Here is a 20,692-nt window from a genome sequence, read left to right as displayed (position 1 = left end):
CCACCGCTGCTCCCGACGCTTCGAGGCCCGGATTTCCGGTGTTCTGACGTGCACCGATGCCCGGCTCGACGCCCCAGAAGGGGGCACAGCGCTGATTTCGGGGAGCAGAAGGCCCCGTGGTGGAGGGAAGTGGAGTACCGTGGGGTTCATCGACGACCGGTGGAGCTGAGGGGAGGCCCCGAGTGCTGCTCGGTACCCATGCCCCGAAGCTCGACGAGAAGGGTCGCGTGATCCTCCCCGCCAAGTTCCGGGACGAACTGTCCGGGGGGCTCGTGATGACCCGCGGCCAGGAGCGGTGCGTCGTGGTCTTCAGTGCTCGCACGTTCGAGGAGATCCACGAGCGCATCCGTCAGGCGCCGATGACGTCGAAGCGCACCAGGGACTACATGCGCCTGTTCCTCTCGGGGGCCAGCGCAGAACAGCCCGACAAGCAGAACCGCGTGACGATCCCGCAGAACCTCCGTGAGTACGCGGGGCTCGAGCGGGACCTCACGGTCATCGGCTCCGGTGACCGTGCCGAGATCTGGTCGACCACCGCGTGGGAGACCTACTACGCCGAAGCCGAAGAGGCCTTCGCAGAGAACGACGAGGAGGTGATCCCGGGCATCTTCTGATCCGCGGATCGGGACTCCCAGCCGTCTGCCCTGATGCACCTTCCCCGGTGTCAGGTCGGTATGGATGGGGATCCGGGTCAGCGGCCCAGGGGATCAGGGCTGCACATGACAGACCACATCGACGGCGACACCCCCCAGCGGTTCCCGCACACCCCCGTGATGCTCGAGCGCATCGTGGACCTCTTCACCCCCACGCTCGACGGCCCCGGCAAGGTCGTCATCGACGCGACGCTCGGCATGGGCGGCCACTCCGAGGGGCTCCTCGAGCGGTTCCCGGAGCTGACGCTGATCGGGCTCGACCGCGACACCGACGCACTCGGCATCGCGGGGGAGCGCCTGGCGCGCTTCGGCGACCGGGTGCACCTGGTGCACACCGTCTACGACGAGATCGACGCGGCGCTCGACGAGGTCGGCGTGCGCGAGGTCGACGGCGTGCTGTTCGACCTCGGCGTCTCGTCGCTGCAGCTCGACCGGGCGGAGCGCGGTTTCGCCTACAGCCAGGACGCACCCCTCGACATGCGGATGGACCGGACGCAGGGCATCACCGCCGCCGAGGTCCTCGCCGAGTACGACGAGCGCGAACTCCGCCGCATCTTCCAGCGCTACGGCGAGGAGAAGCTCGCCGGCCGCTACGCCAAGGCGATCGTCGAACGGCGCGCCGAGCAGCCGTTCACGATGTCCGGCGACCTGGTCCAGGTCCTGCACGACGCCACCCCGGTGGCGATCCAGCGCCAGGGGCACCCGGCCAAGCGGGTCTTCCAGGCGCTGCGCATCGAGGTCAACACCGAGCTCAGCGTCCTCGAGCGGGCGATCCCGGCGGCGCTCGACGCCATCGCGGTCGGCGGCCGGATCGTCGTCGAGTCGTACCAGTCCCTCGAGGACCGCATCGTCAAGCGGGCGCTCGTCGCGCGGACCACCTCGAGCGCCCCGGCCGACCTGCCGGTGGAGCTCCCCGAGCACGCCCCCACCTTCGCGCTGGTCGTGAAGGGCGCGGAACTGGCCGACGAGGCCGAACGCGCAGCCAACCCCCGAGCAACACCCGTGCGACTCCGCGCGGCCGAGCGGATCCGGAAGTGACATGAGCACGAACCTCGCACTCGTCGACCCTGCCGTCCTCCCGTCGCGCACGCCGCGTCCGTCGGGCGACCGACACCGGCCGGAGCTCGTCGAGGTCACGTCCACCAGGGCCCAGCGTCGCGCTCGTCCGAAGGTCGCCTACGCGATCGTCGCGGTGGCCGCGCTCGGGACCCTGCTCCTCGCGCAGCTCGGCATCAGCATGGTGCTCAGCCAGGGCGCCTACGAACTGAACTCCCTGTCGGCCGAGCAGACGTCGCTGAGCCGGACGCAGCAGTCGCTCTCCGAGGACCTGCGCGTACTCGACTCGCCGCAGAACCTGGCTCGCAACGCGCAGTCGCTCGGCATGATCGCGAACTCGACGCCCGTGTACCTCGACCCGAAGACTGGTCGTGTCTACGGCACCCCGACCCCGGCCACGCCGGACGAGGCCACGGGCAACACCGCCAACCAGGTGCCCAACTCGCTGCTCGACGACGTGCCGCTGGTCGCGAAGCCCGGCGACACGGCGACGAGCAAGGAGAACGGCCCGGCGGCCGGCAGCACCGCTGACACCACGGGCACCGCCGACGCCGCGGGCACGACCGGCGCTGCCGGTGCGGGGTCCGGCACGGCCGACGCTGAGAAGACCGACGGCGCCAGCGCGTCGGCCGGGGGTTCCTCGTCGCCGTCCGTAGAGTCCGACCCGAACCAGCTCCAGGCACCCTCCACCCGGTGACCTGCGGGTCAACCAGGTGACCTCCGGGTCAGCAGAACCAGCCGGGAAGGACCGCACCGCGTGACGAAGACGATCCGCAACCGCCGACTCCGTTACAGCGTCGTCATCGTCGCCGTGATCGCCCTGGTGGCGGTCTTCGTGATCCGCCTCGTCGACATCCAGGTCGTCCAGGCGGCCGAGCTGAACAAGGCCTCGAGCGCCAAGCGCAGCATCCCGGTGACCCTCTACGGCACGCGCGGATCGATCGTCGACCGCAACGGCACCGCACTCGCCGACAGCGTGACGCGCTACAACATCACGACGGCCCCGCGGCTGGTCAAGGACTTCGAGGGCAAACTCGGCGGCACCCGCGTCAAGGACGTCAGCGTGGCCGACGCCCTGACCGCCATCGCGAAGGCCGCGGACGGCGACGCCGCGGCGATGCGGAAGTCGATCGACGCCGACCCCACGTCCGACTTCGCGTACCTGGTCAAGGGCCTCGACGTGAAGCAGTACGAGGCGGTCCGTGCGCTCGACGTGCCCTGGCTCTACCCGCAGCAGCAGTCGGCCCGCACGTACCCGACCGGTGCGACCACGGGCAACATCACCGGCTTCATGGGCACCGACGGCGCGCAGGCCGGGCTGGAGTACGCCTACGACAAGTGCCTGGCGGGCACCAACGGCTCGCAGACCTACGAGCGCGGCGAGGACGGCGTCCAGCTGCCGGGCAGCACGGTGACGACCAAGCAGGCCAAGGACGGCGGGACCCTGCAGACGACGATCGACAGCGACCTGCAGTACATGGCGTCGCAGGACATCGCGGACGCGGCCCAGAAGCTCCAGGCGGTGTCGGCGACCGCCACGGTGACCAAGGTGAAGACCGGCGAGGTCCTGGCGGTCGCGGACTACCCGACCGTGGACCCGAACGACGTCGACGCCACGACGGACAAGGGCGCGTTCGGCTCGCGAGCGCTCACCGACTCGTACGAGCCCGGCTCGACGATCAAGGCGGCCATCGCGGCGGCGCTCATCGACCAGGGCAAGGCCACCCCGACCACCGGGGTCGTCGTCCCCTACGAGCGGACCTTCCCGTGGGGCGGGACGATCCACGACGCCGAGTACCACCCCACCGAGAACCTGACCCTCACCGGGATCCTGCGCGACTCGTCGAACGTCGGCATCACCGAGCTCGGGTCACGGCTGACCGACCAGCAGCGCTACGACGTCATGAAGAAGTTCGGCCTGTTCCAGCCGGAGTCGGCGATCGACTACCCGGGCCAGCCGGGCATGCAGTACGGCGCGAGCCCGAACTGGGACCAGCAGACGGGCATCAACTCGATGTTCGGGCAGGGCATCTCGACGACGGCGATGCAGGTCGCGAGCATCTACCAGACCATCGCGAACGAGGGCGTCCGGATCCCGCTGCACTTCGTCAAGGGCTGCACCACGGCCGACGGCACCACGATCGACGCGCCCGACGTGCAGAGTGAGCGCGTCGTGTCCGCGAACGCGGCCACCCAGGTGACCGACATGCTCCAGAGCGTGGTCACGGGCGGCACCCTGGTGGGGATGAAGCCGATCTCCGGCTACAACATCGCCGCCAAGACGGGCACCGCCGAGGTGGCCGAGGGCAGCAAGGGCTACGGCTCCCAGCGCATCATCTCGGTGGCCGGAATGGCACCCGCCGAGGACCCCCAGTATGTTGTCACGGTGACGTTCACGAAGCCGCAGACGAGCAAGTTCTCGAGCGGAGCGGCTCCGGCGTTCCGCACACTCATGTCCCAGGTGCTCGAGAAGTACCGCGTCGCCCCCTCCACGACCGAGGCGCAGACCTACCCCTCCACGTGGTAGTCCAGGCCGTCCCCGTGGTGAGGAAGAAGGAGCACTTGTCCGCACGGATCCCCCCGGTCCTCCGACCCGAACACCCGACCCCGAGGGCCGTGGCCGAGCTGGCCAACGGCTTCGGCCTGCGGGTCGTCGGGTCGCTGGACGCCGTCGAGACGACCGGCGTCACCCTGAGCGCTGCCGAGGTGCAGCCGGGTGACCTGTTCGTCGGCGTGCACGGTGCGAACCGCCACGGTGCGGAGTTCGCAGCCGAGGCCGCCGAGCGCGGCGCCGTCGCGGTGCTCACCGACGCCGAGGGTGTCGACGTCGCCCAGGGATCCGGACTGCCGGTCCTCGTCGTGGACGACCCCCGTGCGGCGCTCGGCGACGTCGCGGCCTGGGTGTACCGCACCCACCCGGACGAGGCCACGGACCTGCCGCAGCTCTTCGCGGTCACCGGCACCAACGGCAAGACCAGCACGTCGTACATCCTCGAGGGCATCCTCAAGCAGCTCGGCCTGGTCACGGGACTGAGCTCCACCGCCGAGCGTCACATCGGCTCGCTCAGCGTCACGAGCCGCCTGACCACCCCCGAGGCGAGCGAGATGCACGCCCTGCTCGCCCGCATGCGCGAGAGCGAGGTCCGCGCGGTCGCCGTCGAGGTGAGCGCGCAGGCCCTCAGCCGCCACCGCGTCGACGGCATCGTGTTCGACGTCGTCGCGTTCACCAACCTGAGTCACGACCACCTCGACGACTACGCCGACATGGAGGAGTACTACCAGGCCAAGCTGCCGCTGTTCCAGCCGGAGCACGGCCGTCGCGGCGTCGTCTCGCTCGACACCGACTGGGGTCAGCGCGTCGTCCAGGACTCCCGCATCCCGGTCACCACGATCACGGTGCACCCCGAGGTCGAGGCCGAGTGGCACGTCGACATCGTCGAGGCACACGCGGCCTACACCGAGTTCCGGCTGACCGGACCCGAGGGCCGCGAGCTCACCACCCGCGTGCCGCTCATCGGCTGGCACATGGCTGCCAACGCCGCGCTGGCGATCGTCATGCTCGTCGAGGGCGGTTTCGAGCTCGGGGCGATCGCGCACGCGCTCGAGAGCGGCCACCGGCACTACGAGGACGCCGGCGACGGCACCGTCAGCGCGATCGAGTGCTACCTGCCCGGCCGGACCGAGCGCGTGTCCGGCGACCGCGGCCCCAGCGTCTACGTCGACTTCGGCCACAGCCCCGACGCGTTCCTCAACACGCTCGCCGCCGTCCGGCAGTTCACGCCGGGCAAGGTCGTCATGCTGTTCGGCGCCGACGGGGACCGCGACACCACCAAGCGCGCGGACATGGCCCGGGTCGCTGCCGAGGGCTCCGACATCCTCGTCGTCACCGACCACCACCCGCGCTTCGAGGACGCCGCCTCGATCCGGAAGACCCTGGTCGACGCCGCCCGCGCCGCGCTGCCCGAGCACGAGATCCACGAGGTCAGCCCACCCGAAGCGGCGATCCGCACCGCCGTCGGACTCGTCGGCGAGGGCGACTCGATCCTCTGGGCCGGTCCCGGACACCAGGACTACCGCGACATCCAGGGCGTGCGCACCCCGTACTCGGCCCGCGACGAAGCCCGCGCGGCACTCCGTGAGGCCGGCTGGGAGCCGAACGCCGGCCCGGTGGAGGACGCGCGATGATCGCCCTGTCCCTCGCCGAGGTCGCCGCCGCGATCGACGGCGAGCTGCTCCGCGGTGCCTCCGAGTCCGTCGTCGACGGTCAGGTGGAGACCGATTCCCGCCTGGTCCGGCCCGGCAGCGTCTTCTTCGCGCTGCTCGGCGAGGAGACCGACGGCCACCGCTTCGTGGCCGCTGCGGCCGAGGCCGGTGCCGCACTGGTCGTCACCGAGCGGCCCGTCGACCTGCCCGACGGTTCCGCCACCGCACAGATCGTCGTCCGTGACGGGTACGCCGCCCTCGCCGCGCTCGCGCACGAGGTCGTCGCCCGGGTCCGCGCCTCGAGCGCCGACCGCGTCGACGACGACGGCTCGCCCGCACCGCTCCGGGTGGTCGGCATCACCGGCTCGAACGGCAAGACGAGCACCAAGAACATGCTCCGCACGATCCTGTCCGGACACGGCGAGACCGTCGCGCCCGAGGGCTCGTTCAACAACCACGTCGGCGCGCCGATCTCGATGCTGCGCATCACCCACGACACCCGGTACCTGGTGGTCGAGATGGGTGCGAGCGGCAAAGGCCACATCGCCAAGCTCGTCCGCGTGGCCGAGCCGGACACCGGTGTCGTCCTCAAGGTGGGCCTGGCGCACGCGGGCGAGTTCGGCGGCATCGAGGCCACGCAGCGCGCCAAGTCCGAGATGGTCACCGACCTGCCGGACTCGGCGACCGCCCTGCTGAACGTCGACGACGACCGGGTCGCTGCGATGCGCGACCTGACCGCTGCCCACGTCGTGGGCTTCGGCACCGCTGACCAGGCCGACTACCGCCTGTCCGACGTCGTGACGGACCGCGACGGCACCCGCTTCACGCTCACCGCGCCTCCAGGACGCTCTGGAGGATCGGCGCAGGTCCCCGAGACCGTCGACGTCCGCCTCGCCATCCTGGGCGAGCACCACGCCATGAACGCGACGGCCGCCCTGGCCGTCGCCCACCGCTGGGGCGTCCCGCTCGCCGACGGCGCCGCGGCACTCGCGTCGATGACGCGCGCCGAGCGCTGGCGCATGGAGCTGCTGCAGGGCGGACCCGAGGGCGTCACCGTCATCAACGACGCCTACAACGCCTCGCCCGACTCGATGTCGGCCGCGCTCCGTACCCTGGCGCAGGTCGTGCGGCCGGGGGAGCGGACCATCGCCGTGCTCGGCGAGATGGCCGAGCTCGGCGAGTTCTCGGTGGAGGAGCACGACCGCATCGGTCGGCTCGTCGTCCGGCTCGGCATCGGGCAGCTCGTGGTCGTCGGCCGCGGTGCGATGCCCATCCACCAGGCCGCCACCCTCGAGGGGTCGTGGGACGGCGAGTCCGTGTTCATCGAGGACGTCGACGACGCCGTCCACACGCTGCAGGAGATGGTGCGCCCCGGCGACGTCGTCCTGGTGAAGTCGTCGAAGTCGGCCGGGTTGCGCTTCCTCGGCGACCGCCTCGGAGGTGTGTCCGCATGATCGCCCTCTTGATCGCCGGCGCGGTGTCGCTGGTGTTCACACTGCTGCTCACGCCGCTGTTCATCAAGCTGTTCCACCGGCTCGGCTGGGGACAGTTCATCCGCGACGACGGACCGCAGTCGCACCACACCAAGCGCGGCACCGCGACCATGGGCGGCATCGTCCTGATCCTCGGGACGGTGATCGGCTACTTCGTCGGGCACCTGGTCGGCCGCGACTCCGTGACGCTCTCCGGCATGCTCGTGCTCTTCCTGATGGTGGGACTCGGCTTCGTCGGGTTCGTCGACGACTTCCTCAAGGTCCGGCGGCAGCGCAGTCTCGGGCTCGGCGGCTGGGCCAAGGTGCTCGGCCAGGTCATCGTCGGCGTCATCTTCGCCACGGTGGCCCTGGTGGTCCCGTCCTCGACCGGCAAGCCGCCGGCGTCGACGATGGTCTCCGCCATCCGGGACATCCCCTGGCTCGACTTCATGGCGCTCGGCACGGTCATCGGCACGATCCTGTTCCTGGCGTGGATCGTGCTGCTCACGGTCTCGACGTCGAACGGCGTCAACGTGGCCGACGGGCTCGACGGTCTGGCCACGGGATCGAGCATCCTGGCGATCGGGTCCTACGTGATCATCGGCTTCTGGCAGTCGAACCAGGCCTGCGGCAGTCCGCGCCTCGACGCCAGCACCGAGCACGCCTGCTACACCGTGACCAACCCACTCGACCTCGCCGTCGTCGCGGCTGCGGTGTGCGGCGGCCTGATCGGCTTCCTCTGGTACAACACGTCCCCGGCGCAGATCTTCCTCGGGGACACCGGGTCGCTCGGCCTCGGCGGTGCACTCGCCGGTCTCGCGATCCTCAGCCGCACCGAGCTGCTCCTGATCCTGATCGGTGGCCTGTTCTTCATCGTCACCGGGTCGGTCATCCTGCAGCGGGCGTACTTCAAGATCACCCACGGCAAGCGGATCTTCCGGATGAGTCCGCTGCACCACCACTTCGAGCTCAAGGGCTGGGCCGAGGTCACCGTCGTCGTGCGGTTCTGGATCATCGCCGGGCTCTGCGTCGCCGCGGGTGTCGGGCTCTTCTACCTGGAATGGATCGCGCGCGTTGGCTGAACGACTCGACGGCCTCGACAGCTGGTGGTCCGAGGGCTGGAAGGGCCTCGACGTCGCCGTGCTCGGGCTCGGCGCGACCGGGTTCTCCGTCGCCGACACCCTGGTCGAGCTCGGCAGCTCGGTCACGGTGTACTCGTCGGACGCCCCGGCGGACAGCGTCGAGCTCCTCGACGTGATCGGGGCGCGGTTCGTCCAGACCCCGCTCGAGGCCGTCCCCGCGTCCCTCGCCGAACAGGCTCCTGACCTCGTGGTCGTGTCACCCGGCCTCCCGCCGCACAACCCCACCGTGCAGTGGGCGGTCGCCAACAGCACCGTGTGGGGTGACATCGAGCTCGCCTGGCGGGTGCGGGACAAGGTCGTCCGCGGCCCCGTCGCCGCCCCGTGGGTGACGATCACCGGCACGAACGGCAAGACCACCACGACCCAGCTCACCACCGCGATGTACGAGGCCGAGGGCCTCCGCGCGGTCGCGTGCGGGAACATCGGCGTGCCGGTGCTCGACGTCGTGCGCGATCCCGACGGGTTCGACGTGCTCGTCGTCGAGCTCTCGAGCCACCAGCTGCACTACATGGCGGACTCCGGCGACGGCGCCGTGCTGCCGCTCGCGTCGGCGTGCCTGAACATCGCCGACGACCACCTCGAGTGGCACGGGTCCGCCCAGGCGTACCGGGCCGCCAAGGCCAAGGTCTACGAGCGCACCGTGCTGGCCTGCGTCTACAACGTCACCGACGACGCCACCCGCGCGATGGTCGAGGACGCGGACGTGGTCGAGGGGTGCCGCGCGGTCGGGTTCACGCCCGGCATCCCGGGTCCCAGCGAGGTCGGCATCGTCGAGGACGTGCTGTGCGACCGCGCCTTCACCGAGGACCGCCGGAACAGCGCGCTCGAGCTCGCGACCCACGCCGACCTGGTGCAGGCCGGGCTCGACAGCCCGCACATGACGATGAACGTGCTCGCGGCGGCGGCACTGGCCCGCGCCGGGTCCGTCCGACCGAGTTCGATCCAGCGCGCGGTCCAGGCCTTCCGAGCCGACCACCACCGCACCGAGCGCGTCGCGACGAGCGCCGACGGCATCGTCTGGGTCGACGACTCGAAGGCGACGAACCCGCACGCGGCCACCGCCTCGCTGTCGTCCTTCGAGTCCGTCGTGTGGATCCTCGGCGGGCAGTTCAAGGGCGTCGACATCGACGGACTCGTCGCGCGGTTCGGTCCCGCCGCGCGCGGCGTCGTCGTGATCGGCACCGACCGGACCCCCGTGCTCGAGGCATTCGCGCGACACGCGCCGACGGTACCGCTCCTGCAGGTCGAAGCACCGGACACTGATCAGGTCATGCCCGAGGCGGTCCGGCATGCCGCATCGGTCGCGAGACCGGGCGACACGGTCCTCCTCGCGCCGGCCGCTGCGTCGTTCGACCAGTTCGGTTCCTACGCGGACCGGGGTCGCCGGTTCGCGGCGGCGGTCCACGAGCACCTGGGAGGAAACGCCGATGGCGACGACACCGACGGACCTTCCGACCACCGCGCGTAGCGGCCGGAGCACGAGCGGTCAGCCGAGCAGGACGCGTCGTCCGAACGGCGCGGTCGTCGCGGTGAAGAACGTCTTCGTCGCGGAGTCCAGCACCTTCTACTCGATCCTCGGCGTCACGCTGTTTCTGGTCGTCTTCGGCGTCGTGATGGTGCTGTCGTCCTCGAGCGTCGAGCAGTACGCCAAGACGCACGACTTCTTCGGCGCCTTCACCCGCCAGGGTCTGTACGCGATCATCGGCGTGCCGCTCATGCTCGTGGCGAGCCGGATCCCGACCGGCGTGTGGCGGAAGTACTCGCGCTGGGTCATCGTGCTCGGTCTCGTCGTGCAGGCGGCGGTCGTGCTGACGCCGCTCGGCTACTCGATCCAGGGCAACCGGAACTGGATCAAGCTCGGCACCTTCACCGCCCAGCCGTCCGAGATCCTCAAGCTCGCCCTCGTGCTCGGCATCGGCACGATCGTCTACCAGAAGCGCTTCAAGCTCGACCAGTGGAAGCAGATCCTGCCGCCCATCGGCCTCGTGACGGCCGGCTCGATCGGCCTCGTGCTGTTCGGCGGTGACCAGGGGACCGCGATGGTCATGATGATCCTGGTCTTCGGCGCGATGTTCGTCGGCGGGGTCCGGCTGCGGCACATCGGTCTCGGCGTCGGCGCGATCCTGGTCCTGCTGCCGTTCATCACGATGGCGTCGAGTTCCCGCTCGTCCCGCATCAGCGCGTGGTTGTCGGGCTGCACCGACACCAGCCAGTACCAGGACCTCTGCTGGCAGCCCGTCCACGGCATGTGGGCGCTGGCGTCCGGCGGCGTGTTCGGCGTCGGCCTCGGCAACTCCAAGGCGAAGTGGTCGTGGCTGCCCGAGGCGGACAACGACTACATCTTCGCGATCATCGGCGAAGAGCTCGGCCTGATCGGTGCCGTCGTCGTCCTGGCGCTGTTCGTCGTACTCGCCGTCAGCATGGTCCGCATCATCCGGCTCTCCGACGACGCCTTCGTGCGCACCGTCACCGGCGGGGTGCTCGCGTGGATCATCGGCCAGGCGCTCGTCAACATCGGGGTGGTCCTCGGGCTGCTCCCCGTGCTCGGCGTCCCGCTCCCGCTCATCTCGGCCGGTGGGTCGGCGCTCATCATGACCCTCGTGGCGATCGGCGTCGTGCTCTCCTTCGCCCGTGACCTGCCGAGTCGGCACGACCTCGCTGCCCGGGGTGCGACGCGACTGCCCGACGCTGCGCGTGGCGTCCCGCTCGTGGACGGTCGACGCCGATGAGCACGTACCTCTTCGCCGGCGGGGGCACCGCCGGGCACGTCAACCCCCTGCTCGCCGTCGCCGACCGGCTGACCGAGCGGTCACCGGACGACCGGGTGATCGTGCTCGGGACGGCCGAGGGACTCGAGTCCCGCCTCGTCCCGATGCGTGGGTACGAGCTCCTGACGATCCCGCGCCTGCCGTTCCCGCGCAAGCCGAACGCCGCGGCGTTGCGATTCCCCGGGGCGTTCTGGCGGGCCGTCCGGCAGACCGAGGCGATCATCCGCGACCGCGGCGTCGACGTCGTGCTCGGCGTCGGGGGCTACGCCTCCGCGCCGGCCTACATCGCGGCGAAGCGGACGGGCACGCCCATCGTCGTGCACGAACAGAACGCCAAGCCGGGCCTGGCGAACCGACTGGCGGCGTTCCTGACGCGGCACGTCGGGGTCACGTTCGCGAACACGCGCCTGCGACACGCCCGTGTCGTCGGCATGCCGCTGCGCCGCGAGGTCGAGTCCCTCGACCGACGGGCGAGCCGAGCCGCGGGACTCGCCGAGTTCGGCCTCGACCCCGCGCGGCCGGTGCTGCTCGTCACCGGCGGGTCCTCGGGCGCGCGCAGCATCAACCGCACCGTGAACCGCTCCGCCGCCAGCATCGTCGGTGCCGGGTGGCAGGTGCTGCACGTCGTCGGCGGCAACTCCGACATCGGTCCGAGCGACCTGGACGGCTACACGGTGCTGCCGTACTGCGACCGGATGGACCTGGCGTACGCGGCGTCGGACTTCGTGGTGTCGCGCTCCGGCGCGGGGATGGTGTGCGAGCTCACTGCGGTCGGGTTGCCCAGCGTGCTCGTGCCGTACCCTGTCGGCAACGGCGAGCAGCGGCACAACGCCCGCGACGTCGTCGAGGCGGGCGGCGCGGTGCTCGTGGCCGACGAGGAATTCGACCAGGACTGGGTGACGTTCCACCTGCTGGACATCCTGCAGGACCGTGCCCGCATCGCGGACATGGCGGTCCGGGCAGGCAGCGTCGGCCACCGGGACGGCGCCGACCGCATGACCGACCTCGCCCTCGACGCAGCCCGGTCCGCCAGCAGCGAGCGCGCCGGCAGCACCACGGAGGAGCAACCATGACCATCAAGCCGGACCTGACCCAGCCGATCCCGGACGACCTCGGCACGGTCCACTTCGTCGGCATCGGCGGCTCCGGCATGAGCGGCATCGCGCGGCTGTTCCTGGCGGCCGGGCACTCCGTCACGGGCAGCGACTCCCGCGAGACCGCCACCACCGGTCGCATGCGCGAACTCGGCGCCGAGGTCCACATCGGCCACGACGCCGCGAACGTCGGTGCCGCGGACACGATCGTCGTCACGAGTGCGCTCTGGCCGGACAACCCCGAACTGCTCGAGGCCCGGCGCCGCGGTCTGCCCGTGCTGCACCGGTCGCAGGCCCTCGCCGCGCTCATCGCCCAGCACCGCCTGGTCGCGGTCGCCGGCGCCCACGGCAAGACCACCTCGACGGGCATGATCGTGACCGCGATGGTCGAGCTCGGGCTCGACCCGAGCTTCGTCAACGGCGGGGTGATCCAGTCGCTCGGCACGAGCTCGGCCCCCGGCTCGAGCGACCTGTTCGTCGTCGAGGCCGACGAGTCCGACGGCTCCTTCCTGCTCTACGACGTCGCCGTCGCGCTCATCACGAACGTGGACGCCGACCACCTCGACCACTACGGCACGGAAGCCGCCTTCATCGACGCCTTCGTCGAGTTCGCCGCGAAGGCCGGCGAGCGGGTCGTCGTCTCGAGTGACGACGCGGGCGCCAAGCGCGTCACCGAGGGTGTGCGAGCCCGCCCGGACGCGCCGCAGGTCACGACCTTCGGCGAAGCCGTCGACGCCGACGTCCGGATCGAGCGCATCGTCGAGTCCGCCGGCGTCGAGGTCGACTTCCGTGCCGACGGCCGCTCGCACCACCTGACCCTGCGCGTGCCCGGACGGCACAACGCGGTCAACGCCGTCGGTGCGTTCGCCGTGCTGGTCGGCCTGGGCGTCGCGCCCGAGGACGCGGTGCGCGGGCTCGAGGCCTTCGGCGGCACCGAGCGTCGGTTCGAGCTGCACGGTGTCGAGCGCGGCGTGTCGGTGTACGACGACTACGCGCACCACCCCACCGAGGTCGCGGCGGCACTCCGGGCCGCGCGCAACGTCGTCGGCGACGGTCGGATCATCGCGATCCACCAGCCGCACCTGTACTCGCGCACGCAGCTGATGGCGGGCGACTTCGCGAAGGTCTACGAGGACCTCGCCGACCACACCGTCGTCCTCGACGTCTACGGTGCCCGTGAGGACCCGGTCCCCGGCGTGACCGGCGCCCTGGTGCAGGAGCGCTTCGTCGACCAGTCCCGCGTCGAGTACCTGCCCGACTGGGCCGACGCCTCGGCCCGCGCGGCCGAGGTCGCGCGGGACGGCGACATCATCATGACCCTCAGCTGCGGTGACGTGTACCGGATCATCCCGCAGGTGCTCGGCGCACTCCAGGACGACAGCGCGCTCCGGGTCGACGGAGCACCCGCCCGGTGAAGCGTCCCGAGGGCTTCGACGAGCGTCCGGCCGCGCCGGCTGCTCCCGCCGAGGCGGAGCACGCACCGCGCGAGCGACGGGTCCCGCGCATGCCGCGGCTGTCGGTCCGTCGCGGCGCGGCCGACACCCGGGAGGCCCGGCCCGACACCGACGCGCCGGCTGCGGCCGACGAGACGGTCGCACCGGACGTCCCCACCACCTCCGCCCTGCGGGCGTCGCACCCCGTCGCGGACGTCGCGCCCGCGCAGGACGGGGCGCGACGTCCGAACGGGGGTGCGACGGCGGGCGAGGGTGACCAGCTCGCCGGCGTGACCGACGTGATCGACCTGCACCGGCCCTCCAGTCCGCCGCATCCGGACACGGACGCACCCGACGAGCCGATCGGCTCGAAGGTCCGCGCCGCCGAGACCGCGCGCGAGGCGCGCGCGGCCCGCAAGCGTCGCCGCCTGCTCGAGCGCACCGAGGTGCGGCGGTTCACGCGGCGCTCCCGGCACCGGCGCGCCGTCGGCATCACCGCGGCGAGCGTGGTGCTGGTGCTCGGCGTGTCGATCCTGGTCGCGGTGTTCTCCCCGCTGATGGCGCTCCGCACGATCGAGATCAAGGGCACCAGCCGTGTGGACGACACGCAGCTGCGTCAGGCGCTCTCGGACCAGATGGGCACCCCGCTCGCACGGCTCGACTTCGACGCGATCAAGAAGGACATCGCGGGCTTCCCGCTCATCGAGAGCTACGTCACCGAAGAGGAACCGCCGCACACCCTGGTCGTCACGGTGACCGAGCGCACGCCCGTGGTCGCCGTGAAGTCCGGCGACGCGTTCCAGCTGGTCGACCCCGCCGGCATCGTCGTCCAGTCCTCGCCGACACAGCCCGATACCATGCCCGTCGCGGACATCGGCCGCACACAGCTCGGCTCGAGCGTGTTCCGCACCATGACCGAGGTCGTCCTGGCGCTGCCCTCGGCTGTGCGCTCGCAGGTGTCGGGTGTCGCGGCGTCGACCGCGGACGACGTGACGCTGACCATGAAGGACGGGTCGCGCGTCGTCTGGGGGAGCCCGGACGACTCGGACGCCAAGGCGGCGCTCCTCGACGCCCTCGTCAAGGACCACGCGACACGCGACCCGGGGACGGCCGTCGAGTACGACGTCTCGGCGCCGGACAACGGCATCATCCGCGCCCAGTCCTGACCCGTTCGGACGGCCCGGGTCGTGCCGGCCGCGGGGAGCAGCGAGAATTGCGGGACCACATCGCCGACACGCGGCGTGGCGGGACGACACCGCGGGGAGGGCCCCCGTAGCGTCGTCGCAAGCACCACACCTAGCAGCAAAAACCCTGAACTTCAAGTGGAGGTTGAGGGTTCAACCGGAGGCCGGACTGACGTGACCACGAACCACAACTACCTCGCCGTGATCAAGGTCGTCGGTGTCGGCGGCGGCGGCGTCAACGCCGTCAACCGCATGATCGAGCTGGGCCTCCGAGGGGTCGAGTTCATCGCGATCAACACCGACGCCCAGGCGCTCCTGCTCAGCGACGCCGACGTCAAGCTCGACGTGGGCCGCGAGATCACCCGCGGCCTCGGCGCCGGCGCGGACCCCGAGGTCGGCCGTCGTGCCGCCGAGGACCACGCCGAGGAGATCGAAGAGGCCCTCGCCGGTGCCGACATGGTCTTCGTCACGGCCGGTGAAGGCGGTGGGACCGGCACGGGTGGTGCTCCCGTCGTGGCCCGCATCGCGAAGTCCATCGGCGCGCTCACCATCGGTGTGGTCACGAAGCCGTTCAGCTTCGAGGGCAAGCGTCGTCAGTCCCAGGCCGAGAACGGCGTCGCCGGGCTCAAGGACGAGGTCGACACGCTCATCGTCGTGCCGAACGACCGCCTGCTCGAGATCTCCGACCGCGGCATCTCGATGGTCGAGGCCTTCGCGACCGCCGACCAGGTCCTGCTGGCCGGCGTCCAGGGCATCACCGACCTGATCACGACCCCGGGTCTGATCAACCTCGACTTCGCCGACGTCAAGAGCGTCATGCAGGGTGCGGGTTCCGCGCTCATGGGCATCGGGTCCTCGCGCGGGGCCGACCGGGCCATTAAGGCCGCGGAGCTCGCCGTCGCGTCGCCGCTGCTCGAGGCGTCGATCGACGGCGCGCACGGTGTGCTCCTCTCCATCCAGGGTGGTTCGAACCTCGGCATCTTCGAGATCAACGACGCGGCCCGCCTGGTGCAGGAGGCCGTCCACCCCGAGGCGAACATCATCTTCGGTGCGGTCATCGACGACACGCTCGGCGACGAGGTGCGCGTCACGGTCATCGCGGCCGGCTTCGACGGCGGCGAGCCGTCGTCCCAGGTCAAGGAGCGTCGCGCCAGCTGGGTCGACCCGGAGTCCAACGCGACCGCTCCGGTGGCCGGTGGCGGCTCGACCGCGATCGAGGACTCGACGACCTCGACCCGCTCGTGGGCGTCATCGGACCACGAGCCGCCGACGCAGCGCGCCGCAGACCCGGCCTTCGACGGCGACGACGACGAGCTCGACGTCCCCGACTTCCTGAAGTGACCCCGGCGTGACGGACGGCTCCACGAGCCTCCAGGACCGGCTGTCCTCGGTCCGCGACGGCATCGCCGACGCGGCCAGGGCAGCCGGTCGTGCGTCCGACGAGCTCACGCTGATCGTGGTGACGAAGTACCACCCGGCGTCGCTCGTGCGCGAACTCGCGGCCCTCGGCGTCACCGACGTGGGGGAGAACCGCCACCAGGAGGCCCAGGCCAAGGCGGCTGAGCTCGCCGACCTCGCGCTGACGTGGCACTTCGTCGGCCAGCTGCAGTCGAAGAAGGCACGGCAGGTCCGCCGGTACGCCCACGTCGTGCAGTCACTCGACCGCGACTCCGTGGTGGACGCCTTCGCCCCGACCGAGTCCGAACCGGACCCACCCGTGATCGACGGCTTCGTCCAGGTGAACCTGACCGACGACCCCGACCGGGGTGGCGTGCAGCCGGACGACGTCGAGGCGATGGTCGAGCGCGTCCTGCGCACCGGCACGATCGCACTGCGCGGCGTCATGGCCGTCGCACCGCTCGACGAGGACCCGCGTCGGGCCTTCGCCCGGCTGCGCGGCATCTCCGAGCGCGTGCGGCGGATCGCACCCGGTGCGACCGACATCTCGGCCGGGATGAGCAACGACCACGCCGAAGCCATCGCCGAGGGCGCGACACACCTGCGGATCGGAACGGCAATCACGGGAAAGCGGCCGAGCGCGCCCTAGCCTCATGGCAGGGCATCCACGAGCACGCACACCCCTGGAGGGAACCATGGCCGGTCCGTTGAAGAAGACGATGGTCTACCTCGGCCTCGCCGACGAGGAACTCGAGTACGAGGACGAGCAGCAGCCGACGCAGCACCAGCAGCGCGTGCAGCCGCAGACCCCCGCACCCGCGGCATCGCAGCACGAGGCACCGGCGGCAGCGCCCGCGGCAGCCCCCGCCGCGGCCCCCGTCGAGACGAAGGCCCCGCACACCCAGCACCAGCGCGGCGCACAGGTCACCCCGCTCCGCCGCTCGCACACGACCGCACAGAAGGCGACCCCGGTCCAGGAAATGAACGAGATCCTCACCGTCCACCCGCGCGAGTACAAGGACGCCCAGTCCATCGCCGAGAGCTTCCGCGACGGGATCCCCGTCATCATCAACCTCTCGCAGATGACCGAGTCGGACGCGCGGCGCATGATCGACTTCGCGAGCGGCCTGTCGCTCGGGCTGTACGGCAAGATCGAGCGCGTCACGAACAAGGTCTTCCTGCTCTCCCCGGCCCACGTCGCAGTGAGCGGTGAGGCGCCCGAGGTAGAGTCCGACATCGAGGCGTCCTTCTTCGCCCAGTCCTGAGTCGTCGCGTCCCGGGGTCTCCCTGACCCCGAGGCGCCGCCCAGGCCCACCCGCCCTGTGTCCGGCGCTCCAGCAGTGCCGTGCACCCGAGACGAGCGAGCCGAACCGTGTCCGTGATCTTCACGCTCCTGTACTTCCTGCTCCTGCTGTACTTCTTCGTGCTCTGGGGGCGGTTCGCACTGGACATGGTGCAGTCCTTCAACCGCTCGTGGCGCCCCCGCGGCGGCATGCTCGTCGTCGCAGAGGTGGTCTACACGACCACCGACCCGCCGATCCGCACCGTCCGTCGTGTGCTCCCGCCGCTGCGCATGGGCGCGGTGGCCCTCGACTTCGGGTGGTCCATCGTGATGCTCGTCACGATCATCCTGATGAGCATCGTCCGGGTCATCTCGGTCACGGTCTGACCACCAGCCCCACGCATCGACTGGCCGCGACACGCGCCACGCCCAGTCGGTGATCACGGTTCCGGTCCAGCGTCGGTGTACGGTAGTTGGGATCGATGCCCGCGCATGTGGGTATCCGCACCGTGAGTTCGCGCCTGGTACATTCGGGCGCACCGTTTCGGTTCCACACGTTCAGCAGTTCTATTGAGGTGACGGCAATGGCTTTGACGCCGGAAGACGTAGTCAACAAGCGGTTCCAGCCGACCAAGTTCCGCGAGGGCTACGACCAGGACGAGGTCGATGACTTCCTGGACGAGGTCGTCGTGGAGCTGCGCCGTCTGACCGCAGAGAACGAGGAGCTCCGGCAGCGCCTGCAGGCCGCCGAGTCGGCGCCCAAGCCGGCCGCGGCCGCCGAAGAGGCTCCTGCCCCCGCTCCGACCCCCGAGCCCGAGCCGGCCCCCGTCGCCGCCGCTCCGGAGCCCGCGCCGGTCGCCGCCGCCGCGCCGACCACCACGGTCAACCCGGACGACGACACCGAGGGCACCACGAACCTCCTGACGCTCGCGCGCCGTCTCCACGAGGAGCACGTCCGCGAAGGCGTCGAGAAGCGTGACGCGCTCATCGCCGAGGGTCAGGCGCAGGCCGCTCGACTGGTCTCCGAGGCCGAGGCGAAGCAGCGCCAGATCATCGCCGACACCGAGAACACCAACCGCCAGCGCGTGCAGGTGCTCGAGGGCGAGCAGCGTCAGCTCGAGGGCAAGATCGACGAGCTCCGCACCTTCGAGCGCGACTACCGTGCGCAGCTCAAGAGCTACATCCAGGGCCAGCTGAGCGAGCTCGACGCATCGTCGGGCACCGAGCAGTCGGGCCTCACCCCCGCGCCGGCATCGGCGCAGGGCTTCGGCAACTGACGTTGTCCCAGCAGCAAGACCAACGAGCGAAGGTCAGTGTCCGCGCGATCGCGGCACTGGCCTTCGCCGCTGTCGTCGTGGTGGCGATCGACCAGGTCGCGAAGGCCATGGTCGTCGCGAACCTGCCGTACGGACAGGTCGTCCCGGTCCTCGGCGGCGCGCTGCAGTTCCTGTACGTGCGGAACCCCGGCGCCGCGTTCTCGTTCGCGGTGAACATGACGTGGGTGTTCTCGATCGTGTCGGCCGCGGTCGTCGTGGCGATCATCGTCTTCGCACGGCGCATCCGGTCCATGTGGTGGGCGATCGTGCTCGGCATGCTGCTCGGCGGAGCGCTCGGCAACCTGCTCGACCGGCTGTTCCGTGAACCCGGCTTCGGCCGCGGACACGTCGTCGACTTCATCTCGACGCCGTGGATGATGCCGGCGATCTACAACGTCGCCGACTCCTTCATCTGCATCAGCATGGTGGTCTTCGTGCTCCTGGTCATCCTCGGGGTCAACCTCGACGGCACCAGGACGGTCTCGACGAAACGCGCAGGTACGGACGGCCAGGAGGCCCCGGCCGGGTCCGCGACGGACGCTGCAGTGACCCCGCCGGTCGCGTCCACCGACGCGGCGGAGCCGAACCGGTCCTCCCGGCCCGACCAGCTCGGCCACGACGCGACGTGAGCGAGCAGCGTCAGCTCCCCGTCCCGGACGGGCTCGCCGGTGAGCGCGTCGACGCGGCCATCGCGAAGCTCCTCGGCTTCAGCCGCTCCTTCGCCGCCGAGGTCGTGACGGCCGGTGGTGTCCGCGTCGACGGCGTGGTCGTCGACAAGTCCGACCGGCTGCAGGCCGACTCGTGGCTCGAGGTCGAGTGGACCCCGAAGGAAGCCCCGCGCATCGTGCCGGCCGTCGTCCCCGGGATGACCATCGTGCACGACGACGACGACATCGTCGTGGTCGACAAGCCCGTGGGGGTCGCCGCGCACCCGTCGCCCGGGTGGGACGGTCCGACCGTGCCCGGCGGCCTCGCGGCCGCGGGGTTCACGATCGCGACCTCCGGAGCCGCCGAACGCGCGGGGATCGTGCACCGGCTCGACGTCGGCACCTCGGGGCTGATGGTCGTCGCCAAGTCCGAACTCGCCTACACGAGCCTGAAGCGGGCGTTCAAGGAGCGCACCGTCGACAAGGTGTACCACGCGCTCGCGCAGGGGCACCCGGACCCGACCACGGGCACGATCGACGCACCCATCGGGCGGCACCCGTCGAGCGACTGGAAGTTCGCGGTCACCTCGGACGGCAAGCCGAGCGTCACGCACTACGCCACGCTCGAGGCCTTCCGGTCGGCGACGCTGCTCGAGGTGCACCTGGAGACCGGTCGGACGCACCAGATCCGCGTGCACATGGCGGCGACCCGGCACCCGCTCGTCGGGGACACGACGTACGGGGCCGACCCCGTGTTGGCCGCCGAGCTCGGGCTGACACGGCAGTGGCTCGACGCGGTCCGGCTCGGGTTCGCGCACCCGCGCACCGGCGACTGGGTGGAGTTCCAGGCGTCGTACCCGGAGGACCTGCGGCTCGCGCTCGAGCGCATCCGGAGCGCGTCGGTCTGACACGCGGGCGGTTCCCTCGACACGCCCATGGGTGTCGTCGGCCGCGGTTAGGCTGTCTGCGTCCCACACGCAGTTCGTTCGACCGGAGGCCCCGTGGCGAGTTCCGACTCCTTCGTCCACCTGCACGTGCACAGCG

19 protein-coding genes are annotated in these 20,692 nt (G+C 70.9%); all 19 read left to right on the top strand.

Annotation, left to right across the window (positions count from 1 at the left end; genetic code table 11):
• Positions 1–182 precede the first annotated feature (182 nt).
• The 19 genes from mraZ to ASG04_RS13975 all read left to right on the top strand — a co-directional run bounded on the left by mraZ (position 183) and on the right by ASG04_RS13975 (position 20,556).
• Complete coding sequence (gene mraZ, locus ASG04_RS14065) at positions 183–614, top strand: division/cell wall cluster transcriptional repressor MraZ (protein ID WP_056125468.1); 432 nt, start codon at positions 183–185, stop codon at positions 612–614.
• 105 nt (positions 615–719) lie between these two features.
• Positions 720–1,691 (top strand): 16S rRNA (cytosine(1402)-N(4))-methyltransferase RsmH, encoded by a 972-nt coding sequence (rsmH, locus tag ASG04_RS14060; RefSeq protein ID WP_056125467.1) that lies wholly within the window; start codon positions 720–722, stop codon positions 1,689–1,691.
• 1 nt (position 1,692) lies between these two features.
• Positions 1,693–2,406, top strand: coding sequence for a hypothetical protein (locus ASG04_RS14055; RefSeq protein ID WP_056125465.1), 714 nt, complete (start codon positions 1,693–1,695; stop codon positions 2,404–2,406).
• 60 nt (positions 2,407–2,466) lie between these two features.
• Positions 2,467–4,236, top strand: a complete 1,770-nt coding sequence (locus ASG04_RS14050) for a peptidoglycan D,D-transpeptidase FtsI family protein (protein WP_056125463.1) — start codon at positions 2,467–2,469, stop codon at positions 4,234–4,236.
• A 35-nt stretch (positions 4,237–4,271) separates the two neighbouring features.
• On the top strand, positions 4,272–5,894 hold the full coding sequence (locus ASG04_RS14045) for a Mur ligase family protein (protein ID WP_056125461.1): 1,623 nt from the start codon (positions 4,272–4,274) through the stop codon (positions 5,892–5,894).
• Positions 5,891–7,366 carry a UDP-N-acetylmuramoyl-tripeptide--D-alanyl-D-alanine ligase gene (locus ASG04_RS14040; protein ID WP_056125459.1) on the top strand — a complete coding sequence of 492 codons (1,476 nt, stop codon included), beginning with the start codon at positions 5,891–5,893 and terminating at the stop codon, positions 7,364–7,366. Before ASG04_RS14045 ends, ASG04_RS14040 begins: the two co-directional genes overlap by 4 nt.
• Positions 7,363–8,466: a phospho-N-acetylmuramoyl-pentapeptide-transferase gene (gene mraY / locus ASG04_RS14035; protein WP_056125457.1), complete on the top strand. Its 1,104-nt coding sequence runs from the start codon at positions 7,363–7,365 to the stop codon at positions 8,464–8,466. Before ASG04_RS14040 ends, mraY begins: the two co-directional genes overlap by 4 nt.
• A complete protein-coding gene (gene murD / locus ASG04_RS14030; protein WP_200938520.1) occupies positions 8,459–9,994 on the top strand; it encodes a UDP-N-acetylmuramoyl-L-alanine--D-glutamate ligase in 1,536 nt (511 codons plus the stop codon). The genes mraY and murD overlap by 8 nt, the downstream gene beginning before the upstream one ends.
• 61 nt (positions 9,995–10,055) lie before the next feature.
• Positions 10,056–11,255 carry a putative lipid II flippase FtsW gene (gene ftsW, locus ASG04_RS14025; protein ID WP_235515547.1) on the top strand — a complete coding sequence of 400 codons (1,200 nt, stop codon included), beginning with the start codon at positions 10,056–10,058 and terminating at the stop codon, positions 11,253–11,255.
• Entirely contained in the window at positions 11,252–12,367 is a 1,116-nt protein-coding gene (locus ASG04_RS14020) for a UDP-N-acetylglucosamine--N-acetylmuramyl-(pentapeptide) pyrophosphoryl-undecaprenol N-acetylglucosamine transferase (RefSeq protein WP_056125454.1), read from the top strand. The genes ftsW and ASG04_RS14020 overlap by 4 nt, the downstream gene beginning before the upstream one ends.
• Complete coding sequence (gene murC, locus ASG04_RS14015; protein ID WP_056125452.1) at positions 12,364–13,803, top strand: UDP-N-acetylmuramate--L-alanine ligase; 1,440 nt, start codon at positions 12,364–12,366, stop codon at positions 13,801–13,803. The genes ASG04_RS14020 and murC overlap by 4 nt, the downstream gene beginning before the upstream one ends.
• The gene (locus ASG04_RS14010; RefSeq protein WP_056125450.1) at positions 13,800–14,987 is read left to right on the top strand and encodes an FtsQ-type POTRA domain-containing protein; all 1,188 of its coding nucleotides are present in this window, start codon (positions 13,800–13,802) and stop codon (positions 14,985–14,987) included. Before murC ends, ASG04_RS14010 begins: the two co-directional genes overlap by 4 nt.
• A 192-nt stretch (positions 14,988–15,179) precedes the next feature.
• Positions 15,180–16,346 (top strand): cell division protein FtsZ, encoded by a 1,167-nt coding sequence (ftsZ, locus tag ASG04_RS14005; protein ID WP_056125449.1) that lies wholly within the window; start codon positions 15,180–15,182, stop codon positions 16,344–16,346.
• Between the two features lie 7 nt (positions 16,347–16,353).
• Positions 16,354–17,052 carry a YggS family pyridoxal phosphate-dependent enzyme gene (locus ASG04_RS14000; RefSeq protein ID WP_056125447.1) on the top strand — a complete coding sequence of 233 codons (699 nt, stop codon included), beginning with the start codon at positions 16,354–16,356 and terminating at the stop codon, positions 17,050–17,052.
• A 46-nt stretch (positions 17,053–17,098) separates the two neighbouring features.
• Entirely contained in the window at positions 17,099–17,668 is a 570-nt protein-coding gene (locus tag ASG04_RS13995; protein ID WP_056125445.1) for a cell division protein SepF, read from the top strand.
• Positions 17,669–17,775: 107 nt separating this feature from the next.
• Positions 17,776–18,072 (top strand): YggT family protein, encoded by a 297-nt coding sequence (locus ASG04_RS13990; RefSeq protein ID WP_056125443.1) that lies wholly within the window; start codon positions 17,776–17,778, stop codon positions 18,070–18,072.
• Between the two features lie 197 nt (positions 18,073–18,269).
• Positions 18,270–18,962 carry a DivIVA domain-containing protein gene (locus tag ASG04_RS13985; protein WP_056125441.1) on the top strand — a complete coding sequence of 231 codons (693 nt, stop codon included), beginning with the start codon at positions 18,270–18,272 and terminating at the stop codon, positions 18,960–18,962.
• Positions 18,963–18,964: 2 nt separating this feature from the next.
• On the top strand, positions 18,965–19,630 hold the full coding sequence (gene lspA / locus ASG04_RS13980; RefSeq protein WP_235515546.1) for a signal peptidase II: 666 nt from the start codon (positions 18,965–18,967) through the stop codon (positions 19,628–19,630).
• Positions 19,627–20,556 (top strand): RluA family pseudouridine synthase, encoded by a 930-nt coding sequence (locus tag ASG04_RS13975; protein WP_056125439.1) that lies wholly within the window; start codon positions 19,627–19,629, stop codon positions 20,554–20,556. Before lspA ends, ASG04_RS13975 begins: the two co-directional genes overlap by 4 nt.
• Positions 20,557–20,692 lie beyond the last annotated feature (136 nt).

It is taken from the genome of Curtobacterium sp. Leaf183, assembly GCF_001424385.1.
GTDB lineage: Bacteria > Actinomycetota > Actinomycetes > Actinomycetales > Microbacteriaceae > Curtobacterium.
Note: the sequence above shows the minus strand (reverse complement) of the source record. Positions and strands in the feature narration are given on the sequence as shown.